The sequence below is a fragment of the Symplocastrum torsivum genome (assembly GCF_059505465.1).
This window is the reverse complement of sequence record NZ_JCACKQ010000095.1, coordinates 257,078-271,924: the sequence shown is the minus strand read 5'-3', so window position 1 is coordinate 271,924 and position 14,847 is coordinate 257,078. Positions and strand designations below refer to the sequence as shown.

General features: G+C 44.2%; 7 protein-coding genes. 6 read left to right on the top strand and 1 reads right to left on the bottom strand.

The genetic code is table 11. From position 1 onward, the window contains the following. Positions 1–108 precede the first annotated feature (108 nt). The 4 genes from AC5JL3_RS24460 (at position 109) to AC5JL3_RS24445 (ending at position 7,702) form a co-directional block, all read left to right on the top strand. Positions 109–1,890, top strand: a complete 1,782-nt coding sequence (locus tag AC5JL3_RS24460) for a PAS domain S-box protein (RefSeq protein ID WP_496076949.1) — start codon at positions 109–111, stop codon at positions 1,888–1,890. A 362-nt stretch (positions 1,891–2,252) separates the two neighbouring features. Then, positions 2,253–5,762: a PAS domain S-box protein gene (locus tag AC5JL3_RS24455; protein ID WP_496076948.1), complete on the top strand. Its 3,510-nt coding sequence runs from the start codon at positions 2,253–2,255 to the stop codon at positions 5,760–5,762. A 276-nt stretch (positions 5,763–6,038) separates the two neighbouring features. After that, a complete protein-coding gene (locus tag AC5JL3_RS24450; protein WP_496076947.1) occupies positions 6,039–6,419 on the top strand; it encodes a hypothetical protein in 381 nt (126 codons plus the stop codon). A 419-nt stretch (positions 6,420–6,838) separates the two neighbouring features. Beyond that, positions 6,839–7,702: a DUF29 domain-containing protein gene (locus AC5JL3_RS24445; protein WP_496076946.1), complete on the top strand. Its 864-nt coding sequence runs from the start codon at positions 6,839–6,841 to the stop codon at positions 7,700–7,702. A 91-nt stretch (positions 7,703–7,793) separates the two neighbouring features. Here the strand turns inward: AC5JL3_RS24445 and AC5JL3_RS24440 are convergent, their stop codons facing one another. Further along, complete coding sequence (locus AC5JL3_RS24440) at positions 7,794–8,144, bottom strand: DUF760 domain-containing protein (RefSeq protein ID WP_496076945.1); 351 nt, start codon at positions 8,142–8,144, stop codon at positions 7,794–7,796. A 513-nt stretch (positions 8,145–8,657) separates the two neighbouring features. On the opposite strand from AC5JL3_RS24440, the gene AC5JL3_RS24435 reads away from it, so the two are divergent. Together AC5JL3_RS24435 and AC5JL3_RS24430 are read left to right on the top strand one after the other, a co-directional pair. Beyond that, positions 8,658–13,376, top strand: a complete 4,719-nt coding sequence (locus tag AC5JL3_RS24435) for a PAS domain S-box protein (protein ID WP_496076944.1) — start codon at positions 8,658–8,660, stop codon at positions 13,374–13,376. Beyond that, positions 13,369–14,835 carry a response regulator gene (locus AC5JL3_RS24430; protein WP_496076943.1) on the top strand — a complete coding sequence of 489 codons (1,467 nt, stop codon included), beginning with the start codon at positions 13,369–13,371 and terminating at the stop codon, positions 14,833–14,835. Before AC5JL3_RS24435 ends, AC5JL3_RS24430 begins: the two co-directional genes overlap by 8 nt. Positions 14,836–14,847 lie beyond the last annotated feature (12 nt).

Below are 14,847 nucleotides of genomic sequence, written 5' to 3'. Positions count from 1 at the left end.
AAACGACTAATTAAGTGGATTGCAAGAGTAAAATAAAGCTTAAACACTTTCTTTAGAGCTTGGTTTGAAGAGAATTAGTGGAACCCTAAAATCTGGTTCAGGCAAATTATGACCAAACAGGTAGTTATCTGTGTCGATGATGAGATGACTGTACTCAGAAGCCTTAAAGCAGAACTAAAAGAGGCAATCGGCAAGGATTATCTGATCGAAATTGCTGAGGGTGGAGAGGATGCTTTAGCGTTATTAGAAGAGTTGCTAGAGGATGGATACGAAATTCCTCTAATCATATCAGACTATATCATGCCCGATATGAAGGGGGATGAACTATTAAAGCGCGTTCATCTCATCTCACCTCAAACCCTCAAAATCATGCTAACAGGACAAGCTGATCTAGAAGCAGTGGGGAATGCCATTAAGCAGGCAAAATTGTATCGGTATATAGCCAAGCCTTGGCAAGCCTCAGACTTGAGTTTAACAGTCAAAGAAGCCGTAAACAGCTATCTTCAGGATAAAAAACTTGCTGCACAAAACGTCCAACTCCAGCAAATGAATCAGGAGTTAGAACAATTAACTCGTGAGCAAGCTGGACTAATCGCCCAACTCCACGAGAATGAAAGTCGCCTGTTGAAGGCACAACAGAAGTATCGCAAAATCTTTGAGAATGCTCTTGAAGGCATCTTTCAGACTACGCCGGAAGGACGTTATATCAGTGCGAATCATGCACTTGCAAACATTTACGGTTACAACTCTCTTGAAGAGTTGATGACAATTCTCACTAACGTCCAACATCAACTCTACGTCGAACCTCACCGTCATCTTGAATTTATCAAGTTAATGCAGCAGCATGGTGAGGTGTCGGCGTTTGAGTCTCAAGTCTATCGTCGAGATGGCAGCATTATCTGGATTAGTGAGAATGCGCGTGCTGTTTGCGATATCAGTGGGAGAGTACTCTACTATCAGGGTTTTGTTGAAGATATCACTGAACGGAAGCAAGCTGAAGCTGAGCGAATAAAGTTTACGTCAGAACTCTTTGAACTAAACCGAGCTTTCTCGCGCTTTGTCCCACGGCAATTTCTCCAGCTTTTAGATAAAAAAAGCATTATTGATATTCAATTAGGTGACCAAGTACAGCAGGAAATGTCGGTGCTATTTTCCGATATTCGCGATTTCACCACTCTCTCAGAGAGCATGACACCTCAAGAGAATTTCAATTTTATCAATGCCTATCTTTCTCGTATGGAACCCGCCATCGTTGATAATCAAGGCTTTATTGATAAATATATTGGTGATGCAATTATGGCTCTATTTAGTGGCATTGCTGATGATGCCGTGAAAGCCGGGATTACAATGCTGCAACGTCTGGCAGAATACAATCGACAGCGTGTTAAGTCTGGTTATATACCGATTAAAATCGGCATTGGCATCAATACAGGTTCGTTGATGCTGGGGACAGTCGGCGGACAACACCGCATGGATAGCACCGTAATTAGTGATACGGTAAACTTAGCCTCTCGCTTAGAAGGACTAACAAAATATTATGGTGCGTCGTTGTTAATCTCTCAGCAAACATTAGGTCGTTTGCACCATCCAATGCAGTATAGTCTCCGCTTCATTGAGCAAGTTAAAGTGAAGGGGAAGTCAAAAGCTGTAGCAGTTTTTGAAGTATTTGATGGAGATGAACCAGACATGAAAGAGGGCAAGTTAGCAACGAAACCCCTGTTTGAAGAAGGTTTGTTCCTCTACCGTCAGCAGACTTTCAAGGAAGCGGCACAACGGTTTGATGAGGTTTTGAGGATTAATCCAAGGGATACAGTGGCTCAAATCTATCGATCGCGTTCTACGTCACAAGACAGTAAGATACAACGTATCCCTTCCTCACTTACAATGTGAGTTGGTACAGGAGTATCAGTTCTTCAATCTCCTCTAGTTGTCGTGTCCTAGGCGAATTGGTTGTCAGGAAAAGAGCAGGCAAAAATTATTAATCTTTCAGTTCCTGACTTGCATCTATCTTTAGGGGTACTTTTCAAGGCAGCTCATAGACAAACTAACCGTGGTAGGTTAGCGATCGCGTCCAGAATAAACTAGGCGATCGCGTTTTATCGTGCTAGTTAACCGCACCATCCGTTAAATGTTCTAAAGTATTAGTTTAGTGGTCAAGATTCGGGTGTTATCGAAACAGCACATTCGTGCAGCTCAACCTACTTTCTAGAATTGAGAAACTCCCCAAGCAATCTGGGACTGAACACAAGACAATGGCATTTACGGAAGTTTTCCCCCGTAGCAATTCATCGCAAGATTGTAAAGCAGACATTTTGTTGGTTGACGATAACCCGCAAAACTTGCGTCTTTTACGCACGATGTTGAGGCAGCAAGGGTATAAAGTCAGAACCACTTCCAATGAGGAATTTGCGTTAAACGCTGTAAACTTATCGCAACCAGACTTAATTTTACTTGATATTAATCTGCCCAATATAGAGGGCTATGCAGTCTGCAAGCAATTAAAGGCTAACCAGCAGACAGCAGAAATTCCAGTAATCTTTATTAGTGCTTTAGACGATGCTTTAGATAAAGTCAAAGGGTTTGAAGCTGGGGGAGTAGACTATATTACTAAGCCCTTTGACTCCCATGAGGTTTTAGTCAAAATCAAGAACCAGCTAACTCTGGTTTGGCAAAAAAAACAACTTCTTGAACAGCAAAAGCAACTGATTGGACAAAATACCCAGCTTCAACTTTTATTAACGACAACTCAAGCGATTAACGAATCTTCTAATTTCCAAAGCGCTCTAGAAGCAACCCTCCACCAAGTTTGTGAAAAAATTGGTTGGGACTATGGAGAATTTTGGATACCAAAAAATGATAGTGCAACAGACTTTGAATATGGTAAAGGTTGGTATGCCAGTGAAAAAAGATTTGAGGAATTTAGACACCAAAGTGAAGCCTTAACTTTTGCTCTCAACACGAGCATTGTTGGAAAAATTTGTCATAACCAAAGCCCCTATTGGCTCACTGATATTTCAGTTGAGCCATCCAACGTTTTTCTCCGTTGCCAACTTGCGAAGGAGATAGGATTAAGAGCCTGCTTAGGGGTACCTATTCTCTTTAATGACCAAGTACTCGCGGTTTTGGTGTTCTTCAAAAGAGAAGTGACAGAACCAGAACCGCGACTGATTCAGCTAGTCAAGGCTCTAGCTAGCCAGTTGAGTTCACTAATTCAACGCAAGCGTTCAGAATCAGCGTTGCGTAAAAGCCAGCAACAGCTAGCGGCGATGGCGGCTAATATTCCAGGTAGTGTCTATCGGGGTGTGTTTCATGCGGATGGACGGTTCTCACTCCTCTATATCAGTGAGGGAGAACGCGGATTGAGTGGCTCAGCCCCAGAAGAGGTAATCGCTAATTCAGAGCGCTATATCGAACTGATTCATCCTGAGTGTCGGACTAAATTTGAGACAAACTGGAGAGCAGCGATAGAAACGCTGGAGCCGAGTACTCAGGAATGCCGAATTATTTCCACAACTGGTGCAGTGAAGTGGATTCGAGATAGCGCTTGTTACTCTCGACTGGATAACGGCGATGTGATTATTGATGGAGTGAGGATTGACGTTAGCGATGTTCACGATGAGCTTCATTTGCGCCAGCAAACAGAAGCAGAACTCCAACGCACTCAAAGCTTCCTGAACTCTCTGCTAGAAAATCTGCCAGTGGGAGTGTTTGCAAAAGATGCTAAAGACTTAAGGTTTGTCTTCTGGAACAAGACGAGTACTGAACTGATGAGCTACACTGCATCTGACGTTCTTGGTAAGAGTGACTATGACTTGTTTGAGCATCAGCAGGCAAGTTTCTTCACCGCTCAAGATAAAGAGGCACTCTCCACTAGAAGGCTCGTAGATCATCCCGCAGAACTCATCCATACCCTTCGGGGTGAACGACTATTTCATGTCAAAAAAATTCCGATTTTTGATGAAGCGGAGCATCCCCAGTATGTGTTGGGGATTGTGGAAGACATCACTGAGCGCAAGCTTGCAGAGGAGCGTCTACGAGTCCTCGAAAGAGCGATCGCAGCTTCTAGTAACGGTATCACCATAAGCGATCCAAGCCAACCGGATAACCCAATCATCTATGTAAATCCAGGGTTTGAGCGGATGACAGGTTACTGTGCCGAGGAAGTGATTGGCAAAAACTGCCGCTTCTTGCAGGGCCAAGAGACTGAGCAACCTGCAATCCCAGAGTTGCGGCAAGCGATTCGGGCGGGTAAACAGACTCAGAGAGTTTTACGCAACTATCGTAAAGATGGCACGTTATTCTGGAACGAATTCTCCGTCTCTCCGGTGCGAGATGCTGATGGGAACTTAACTCACTACATTGGCATTCAAACCGATATTACCGCTCGTAAGGAGGCAGAAGAGGCACTACGACAGCAGAAGGAGTTGCTGCAAACTATCTTTGACCACATCCCTGTGATGGTGGCTTTTTATGATGCTGCGGGTCAGCTTCAATTAGTAAACCGGGAATTGGAACGTGTCTTAGGTTGGTCTAAAGCAGAACTAGAGCAATGTGACATATTAGTTGAATGTTATCCTGACCCTGAATATCGTCAATCGGTTTTGGATTTCATGGTGGCAGCAACAGGGAAATGGCAAGATTTAAAAACTAAAACTCATGACGGTCGTGTCATTTATACATCCTGGGCGAATATTCGATTATCCGATGGTACGAGTATCGGCATTGGACAGGATATTACTGAGCGAAAGCTTGCAGAAGAATCGTTACAGATATTCACCCAGCAAGAACGGGAACGAGCCTTACAGCTTGAGCAAACACTCAAAGAACTTCAGCGTACCCAAGCTCAGCTAGTGCAGAATGAGAAAATGGCAAGTTTGGGTCAGTTAGTCGCAGGGGTTGCTCACGAAATCAATAATCCGACAAGCTTTATCTCCTGCAACATTCATCCGGCAAGTGAATATGCTCAAGACTTGCTGAACTTGCTCAAGCTTTACCAAAACTACTATCCTGAGCCAGTTGCAGAAATCACTGAACAACTAGAGCGCATTGAACCAGAGTTTATCGCCCAAGATTTTCCAAAACTGCTCGCATCGATGAGAGAAGGTGCAAACCGGATTAAAGAAATTGTGCTGTCCTTAAAAAACTTCTCTCGCCTTGATGAAGCGGATCGCAAACGGGTAGATATTCATGAAGGGATTGATAACACCCTGCTCATCTTACGGCATCGCTTGAAACCCCAGTCCAAGTATCCTGAGATTCAAGTCATCAAAGAGTATGGGCAATTACCCCTAATCGAATGCTATCCAGGGCAGCTCAATCAGGTCTTTATGAATCTCTTGAGCAACGCTGTTGACGCACTCAGAGAATTGCATAGTGGTGGATTAACAGTTGTTGAGGGAGATGAGGAAGTAATTTCTGCCCTACCTTCCTTACCTTCCTTAACTAAGTGCCGTTCGTTTATAGCGCCTAACTGCGAAGGTACAACGCCTTATATTCGCATTCGTACCGAGACAGTCGAACAAGATAAGGTAGTGATTTATGTTGCTGATAATGGACTTGGCGTGTCAGAAGAAGATCAGCAAAGAGTATTTGACCCCTTTTTTACAACAAAATCACCAGGGGAAGGGACGGGATTAGGATTGTCAATTAGTTATCAGATTGTAGTAGAAAAACATAAGGGACGGCTTAGGTGTCGTTCTACACCCGGTCAAGGAACGGAATTTATCATTGAACTGCCGACGATACAAGGGATGAAATCCTGAAAATTCTGTCTTGAGAGTGGAGCGGATGCTTATCTTTGATGCTCAATCTCTGTTCGCCAGTGAAACCTAATCCCTGAGATAGGTGCAAGTGGTTAAAGAGTTTTGTTAACTATTGATGATAAGCTCCCGCTTGAAAAGTCATGTTTAAGGCTTAATTTATGCCCAAAAACTCCCAAATTATTTGAGTTTCAGGGCTTAGGGAAAGTTGGTTAATCAGCATTGCGAGATGGGCAAAACTTCCTAGGAAAATTCTTATATGAATAGAGGTTAATTCAGATGCAGACTGATAAGTTTTTCAAGGTCGCTGCACTAGGAGAAAATCGTTTTAATCCGGAAAACGTGACTCAGATAGAACTAGCTAGGGCAGAACCTGATGGGATGAAACCGGATGTCACAGCCATGCCTGATTACGGGCTACTTTTGATTCCTATGGGTTTCATGATGGTTTGGACGATTGTCGTTTTGATGACTTCAGATCTCTGGACAGTTGCACGACATGGAATGTTAACTGTCAAACACTTACATCAAGTTCCCTGTAGAAACTGCCGATTCTTTAAAAACAACCCTTATTTGCAATGTGCAGTACACCCTTCTATGGCTTTAACGGCTGAAGCGACAAATTGCTCTGACTACTTGCCTCAGAAGGAATACAGATAAAGAGAAGATAATGCGATCGCACTATGAATCATTCAGCGATTAGCTGTATAAAATAAAAAACCCCAGAAGAAGACTGGGGTTCATTGGAGTTCAGGTCTGCACGCCTCTCATTACTACCAATAAGAAAGTAGCAGTATCAAATCCGGCTTTTATCTACTCAGAGACGGGCATGTATGTTAAATAAAAGGGTGTAGAGGAACACACCTATTATTAATAAGTCGGTCGGTGGAAATAAAGCTTGTAGAAATAAAGCTTGTTGATTTAGTACTTGGGGGTTGAGAGATTTTGCCCGTTCCAAGTCCCAAAAATGACAAGTTCTATTTAAACTAGTGTTGCAAACTAAAGACATTAACCAGTATTACCAAGGAACTGCAACCATGTAATACATGGCAAAAACATAGAGATATAGAGGTTGTGCCATGACCCTTAACGTAGTAGAGCAACAAATAATTCCCTTAAGAACCAACTCTGAGGAATTGGGGATTGATGTTTACCGAATGCCAAGTGGTGAGATTCGAGTTGGAGTCTCAAGTATTGGGCAGGTTTTAGGGTACACAAATAATTGGTTCAAGCGAATTGTTGGTTCACCGTCAAAAAAGCCAAAGGCATTACAGAGCCTGGGTTTTAGTGGGGAAGTTGAAACAGTTTTGATTGAAGGGACGAGAGAGCCTCAAGAGGTACAAACTATTAGCTTGGAAGATTTTGAGCGTTTGCTACATTATGGGGTACTCAATGGCAAGAAGCCTGCTTTGGCTTTCTTAATCTCAAAGGCTACTGTAGGTTTCCTTGAGGCTTTGCGTTGTACAACTGTTGAGGGTGTTAATCAGTCCTTTGAGTTATACGAACTAGACTTCTACGCATGGACGCAACAACAAGCAGAGTTTCTCCAGCATAAAAAGTGGAGCTGCTTAGATGTCCCAAACTTGGTTGAGGAGATTGAATCGTTGGGCAAGCAACAACGACAGGAACTAGGAAACCGTTTGGGCATCTTACTAGGGCATCTACTTAAATGGGAGTTTCAACCCAGTCATCGTTCCAAAAGTTGGTTGGCTACAATTCGGGAGCAGCGTCGTCAGGTTTTGCGGCTTCTCAAAGAAAGCCCAAGTTTGCAACCTTATTTACTAGAAGCCATGGAAGATGGTTATCAAAGTGCTTTAAACCTAGCTGTCAGCGAGACTCCGTTAGACTACGAAGATTTTCCTCAAGAATGTTCTTACTCTTCAGGTCAGGTACTAGACCCTCAATTCCTCCCAACGCAGCACCCAGAGACAGATGAAGGGTGAAATGGAGTTGGATGCTTGTTGCCTCCGCTGCTAGTTATTGCTGTTGTGTTGGAGTTGATGGTTAATTACTGCCTATCGGCTTAGTCTTGATTTACTGTTCCTTAGCTCCACTCTCATTCGTTGCTGCTGCTACTTGCAAGGACTTTTCAAACGCCATTCGTTGCTGAGCATTGTGCAGAAAGTAGCCATTAATCATTGCAGAAGCCAGAAGCCGACCTAGATGTTCACGGCTAGTGGTAATATCTACATCAAAGTGTTCTGAAGGTAAAGTTCCGAGCATTCCAACAATATTACGTTCTATCACCTGAACGACTTGAGGGTCAGGCTTTGAGAGTTGGGCAACTGTATCTGGATTTAGGGATTGGACGTATTGCCATAGCTGGTTGCCGCCTTCTGACTCGCTGCCAAAAGACTCTGGGACTCGATTTGACAGATTGTTCATGGTAGTAATCGGCAATGTGTGGAGTTGTTGTTTCTATTACCTACTTTAATGAGTTTGTCTGTATAACTCAGTGAGTGCAACCGAATCTACAGAGGACGGATTCTCCTACCAGGGGTAGCAGACGTACTTAGAGACTCAGAGGGTGGCGATCACATTTTGCCCAAATCCTCCTCTTTAGTCCCTGCCACTGTTTATCCGAGTCTAGTTAATCGCCTAGATTCAGATCGTATTCATTCAACAGCATCCTTGCTTTCCTGATCAGGGTTTGGTTCTGGCTTAGCCTTCATGGTGTTTTCAGAGGCATTATCAGAAAGACCATTAACAACGTCACAACTTAAATATACGAAGCGATCAAACGGAGTTGATATGACATATTGAATACAAATCAGATTTGATCTTGACCTGTTGTCTTCAATTGCTCAATCCACCCTTCCTATAAGTCTCTAACTGTCTAGCAAAGTATTTTCAGTTAGAGCCGCTATTGCCCTCAACCCAACTAACACTACCCTAGAAATGAGCCAGGAGCCAAGTTATCTCCCCAAAGGAAACATTTTAGTTGTTGATGATACCCTCGCTGATTTGCAACTTCTAGCTGGGATGTTGTCTCAGCAAGGATATGAAGTGCGATCGGCATCAAACAGTGTAGTGGCGCTAGAGTCTGTCGAGTCAATCTTACCTGACTTGATTTTGCTGGACATCATGATGCCCCAGATGGACGGTTATGACCTTTGCTCTGTGTTGAAAGCCTCTCCAACGACTAAGGACATACCCGTTATCTTCATTAGTGCCTTAGATGAAGCGTTTGATAAAATAAAATCTTTTTCCGTTCGTGGTGCGGACTACATTACTAAACCCTTTCAGGTGGAAGAAGTTTTGGCTCGTGTTGAGAATCAATTGAGGATTGGTAGGCTTTCTCGGCAACTCGCGGAGCAAAATGCACGGCTGCAACAAGAGATTCGTGTTTCTGAAGCGTACCAAAGACAAGCAGCCAAGTATAGTCAACAGGCAAAGCAAGCCGAGAAAGCATTACGAGAAAGTGAAGAGCGTTGGCAGCTAGCGCTCAAAAGCATCAATGGTGGGATTTGGGACATTAACTTTAAGACTGGGGCAGTCTTCCACTCAGCTCAATGGAAAGAAATGTTGGGGTATGAAGACAACGAGGTTGAGAACAGCAATGATGAATGGCTCAGGCGAGTGCATCCGGATGATCGGGAAGCGGTGATGAATGCTCGCCAAGCTCACCTAGATCAGAAAACCCCTAATTACGTTGCTGAGTATCGTCTCCGGTGTAAGGACGGCAGCTACAAATGGATTTTATCGCGAGCGCAAGCCGTATGGGATGAACAAGGAAATCCAATCCGACTCATTGGCTCCCATGAAGATATCACTGAGCGCAAGCACACAGAGGTAGCCCTAGCTGAGAGTGAACAAAAGTATCGCGCTCTGGTTGAAGCATCGCAGGATGTGATTTGGTCAGTGGATACTGAGGGGCGTTATACCTTCGTCAACTGTGCAGTTAAACAAATTTATGGTTATGAACCGGAAGAAATGCTGGGTCGTCCGTTTACAGATTTCATGCCACCGGAACAAATGGCTAAAGATTTAGAAGTTTTCCAGAGCCTTCTGGCTGGAGGATCTGTTTTCCAGTATGAGACGAAACACCTGGCGAGAGACGGGAAGCCAATCCAACTCATGGTGAACGCGATCGCATATCAGGACTCTGAGGGAAACATACTAGGGGCAACTGGCACCGCTAGTAACATCACTCAACGCAAGCAAGCTGTTAACGAAGCGGCACGAAGTGCTGCTGTGATCGCGAGTAGTGAGCGGCAATATCGTAATCTTGTTGAGACATCGCAGGACATTATCTGGTCAACGGATACTCAAGGATGTTTTACCTTCGTTAACCCAGCCGTCAAGCAAATTTTTGGTTATGAGCCTGAAGAAATTATCGGTCGCCCGTTCTCTGACTTCACCCCACCCAAACAAGTTCCTCTAGATCTAGAGGCTTTTCGGCACCTTTTTAATAAAGAAGGACTCCACCAGTATGAAACGATACGCTTAGCGAAAGATAGTAGACTGATTCATCTGCTGGTTAATGCACTTACGCTCTTGGATGAGCAAGGAAATGTGGTAGGGGCAACTGGCACAGCTAGCGATATTACGGCTCGAAAGCTTGCAGAGGCAGAAATTATTCGTAGTAGAGACTTACTAGAATCGATTTTCAATAACTCGGCTGATGCACTTTTTCTGGTAAGTTCTGAAACGCTTTTGACCGTTGACTGCAATCAGCGTGCAGTAGAACTGTTTGAAGCCACAAGCAAATATGAACTAATTAATATTGAGGGGCACAGCCTTCAGAAAAAATTATTTACGCCAGAAGAACTGACTTTTATTGTGGATGAGATGGCTCTCTACGGCGTTTGGACTCGCGAGTTAGAGTATGTAACCAAAAAAGGAAAAATTTTTTGGGGCAGTTTAGCAGCAAAGCCAATTCATGTCGCTGATCATCAGATGCATCTGGTTCGCGTTACAGATATCACCGAACGTAAGCATCGGGAAGAGGCACTGCAATTAATTGTCGAAGGGACAGCCTCAGCAACTGGCAGTAACTTTATGCACTCCTGTGTCCGTTATCTGGCTCAGGCTTTGCAAGTTCGTTACGCGATGATTTGGGAGGTGCTGGATGATAGAGCAACGGTAGTGTTAGACCAAAGTCCAGTAACGCAGGAGCCACCAAGAGTGTCGGAGTGTAGCCGAGTTCGGATCTTGGCATTTTGGCAAGGTGAAAAATGGGGTGAAAACAGCGAGTATGAGTTAGTTGATACTCCCGGTAAACAGGTTTTAAATCGTGGGACAAAGTGTCACTATCCTCAAGATGTACAAGCCTTATTTCCTAATGCTCCAGAGCTAGTTCGATTGAATGCCCAAAGTTATTTAGGAATGCCTCTAACTGACTCCGACGGCAATATCTTAGGCGTATTGGCGGTGATGGATGTGAAGCCAATGCCTCATGATTTGGGCAAAGAGATGATTTTGAAAATTTTTGCGGCGCGTGTGGGAGCGGAGTTAAAGCGCCAGCAGATAGAAGAAGCGCTACGGGAAAGTGCTAAGCGGGAACATGCGATCGCACGAGTAATTCAAAGGATGCGCCAGACACTGGACATTGACACGATATTCCGTGCAACAACCCAAGAACTGCGGCAAGTCATCGAATGCGATCGCGTAGCCATCTATCGTTTCAAGCCGGACTGGAGTGGAGAGTTTGTTGCCGAGTCAGTCGCGAGTGGCTGGATTTCTTTGGTGCAGGAACAAAAGAATAACCCTGAGCTTAAAAAGGATGCTGTGGAAGGCGAACGTTGTGTTGTCAAAACCTTCGACAGTGATCCAAATTTGGTGCAAGATACTTATCTGCAAGAAACCCAAGGCGGTGCGTATACCCAAGGTGCAACTTTCCGTTGTGTTCAAGACATCTATAAAGCCGGGTTTGACTCCTGTTACCTCGATCTCTTAGAGCAATTTCAAGCCAGAGCCTACATTATTGTCCCGATCTTCTGTGGTGAACAGCTTTGGGGATTACTCGCGACGTATCAAAATTCCGGTTCCCGCCAATGGGAAGCTGAAGAAATCAATATAGTGGTTCAAATTGGTGTTCAGTTGGGAGTCACCCTGCAACAGGCGGAATTACTTGAAGAGACTCAGAGGCAATCGGCTCAACTCAAAGAAGCTAAAGAAGCCGCTGAAGTTGCCAATCGTGCCAAAAGTAAATTCTTGGCGAATATGAGCCACGAACTGAGAACCCCGCTCAACGCCATCTTGGGTTTTTCTCAAGTGATGAATCGCGATACCCTCTTATCTCGTGAGCAGCAAGAGCATTTGGCGATTATCTTACACTCTGGTGAGCATTTGCTGGAATTGATTAATGACATTCTCGAAATGTCAAAAATTGAGGCAGGTAGGATTACTCTCAAGGAAAATAATTTTGATCTCTATCACCTGCTCGATAGCATTGAGGAGATGTTACAACTCAAAGCCTCTTCCAAGGGTTTACGACTAATTTTTGAGCGAACAACAGACGTTCCCCAACATGTGTACTGTGATGAGGGAAAATTGCGTCAGGTTCTGATTAACCTCCTGGGTAATGCAATTAAATTTACGGAGTCCGGTACGGTGGCGCTGCGCGTCGGAATTGAAACTGGGGAAGGGAGGCAAGGGGGACAAGGAGGATTTTCTAACGCTTCCCCTTCTTCGGTGTCTCCCCAATCCTCACTTTCTACTCACTACTCCCGAATTAGCTTTGAAGTCTCTGACACAGGCCCCGGTATTGCACAAGAGGAAATAGACTCTCTTTTTGAACCCTTTACCCAAACAGCAACAGGTCGAGAATCTCAGCAAGGCACTGGTTTGGGTTTACCGATTAGCCGCTCCTTTGTCCAACTGATGGGAGGAGATATCTCTGTCAGCAGTATCGTTGGTCAAGGCGCTACCTTTAAATTTGATGTTCTGCTTAAGACAGCGAGAGTAACTGACACTCAAGTTCAACAGCCAAGTCAGCGAGTGATTGGATTAGCACCTGAGCAACGAGAATATCGCCTTTTGGTAGTAGAGGATACACGAGTTTCTCGCCTACTCTTGGTTAAGCTCTTAACGTCGGTAGGATTTCAGGTACGTGAAGCTTCCAATGGGGAAGAAGCGATCGCTTTATGGCAGAGTTGGGAACCGCACCTAATTTTGATGGATATGCAGATGCCTGTGATGGATGGTTATGAGGCAACCCAACAAATTAAGTCTCATTTGCAAGGTCAGGCGACGGTGATTATCGCCTTAACGGCAAGTGCCTTTGAAGAAAATCGCTCTCACGTCTTATCAGTTGGCTGTGATGATTTTATCCGTAAACCCTTCCGTGAGCCAGTGCTTTTTTCCAAGATAGCTGACCATCTGGGGGTATGTTATGTCTATGAACAAAGCGCTCAGCCTGCAGCTACGTTCACTCCTCAGCCAAAAGCAACTGAACGCTATGAACTGAGTGCTGCAAGCTTATCTGTGATGCCTTCACAATGGATTTCCCAACTTCATCGAGCAGCAGAAGGTTGCCAAGATGAAGAAATTCTCGCCCTAATTGAGCAAATTCCAGAGCCGCATTCGTCTTTGAAGCTAGCTTTGGCAGATTTAGTCGATAATTTTAGACTTGACTTAATCATTGATTTAATAAACGCATCTACTAATGAATAGCCACTCAATCCATACTTTTAAACCCGATATTTTATTAGTTGACGATAATCGGGATAACTTACGTCTTCTATCCACAATGTTGAGTGATTCTGGGTATAAAGTCAGGAAAGCAATTAATGGGAATCTGGCATTAAGAGCGATAGAGGTTGCCAAGCCTGATTTGATTCTCCTGGACATCAATATGCCGGAAATCAACGGGTACGAAGTTTGTCGGCGATTAAAGGCTCACAAGGAGACAGCGGATATTCCAGTCATCTTTATTAGTGCATTAGATGAAGTTCTAGATAAGGTAAAAGCATTTGAAATCGGAGGATTAGACTATATTACTAAGCCTTTTGAGGTTCAAGAAGTTTTAGCCAGAGTTAAAAATCAAGTAACAATATCCATCCAAAAGAAAGAACTTCTATTCCAGCAAAATCAACTAATTGAGCAAAATGCGAAGCTTCAACTTTTATTAACAACAACGGTTGCAATTAGTGAAGCGGATGACTTTATCTCTGCTCTGGAAGCCACCCTCTGCCAAGTTTGTGAAAAAATCGGTTGGGATTTCGGCGAATTTTGGCTGCCAAACTCTCAGGCTTCAGTTTTTGAATTGGGTAAAGGTTGGTATGCCCGCGATCAAGGTTTTGAGAAATTCAGACGTAAGAGTAAGACGTTAGCTTTTGCAACCCATAGAGATTTACTTCGGCAAATTTGCCTCAGCCATCAACCTAGTTGGACTATAGATGTTTCAGTAGAACCCAATGACATTTTTCAAAGAAACCAACTTGCTCAAGAAGTCGGATTAAAAACCTGTTTGGGCGTTCCTATTCTCTTCAATGAAAAAGTCCTAGCAGTTTGGGTCTTTTTTAAACAAAAAGCCAGCTCACCTGACCCACAGTTAATTGAACTTGTCAATGCTCTTGCAACCCAGTTAGGTTCACTGATTCAGCGCAAGCATTCCGAATCGGCATTGCGTGAAAGTCAGCGACAGTTCGTGGCGATGGCGGCTAATATTCCTGGTTGCGTCTATCGGGGTGTCGTTCATCCAGATGGGAGGACAAAGCTTCTCTATATCAGTGAGGGAGAGCATGAACTGACTGGTTTAAGCCCGAAAGCAGCAATGGCTGAACTAGAGCGTTTGCTTGGAACTCTTCCTCCTGACAGCCAAGCTGATTTCTATGAAGCCTTGAAAGCCTCAGCAAAATCGCATAAACCAGTGACTCAGGAATACCCAATCACCTCTGCTGACGGTGAGGTGAAGTGGGTACGAAATAGCGCCCGATATTCCCTTATGGATAATGGCGATGTCATGGTGGATGGAGTCGCGATTGATATTAGCGATTGTCTTCGTAACAGCTTTGCTTCAGATACGAAGGCTGGTGAGCGTGTACAACTCCTAGAAAATGCGATCGCGGAAGGCACAGCGTCGTTTCACTCTGCTTCCCACGATAACCTAACCATCAGAGACTCTACCTGATCCAATCTACCC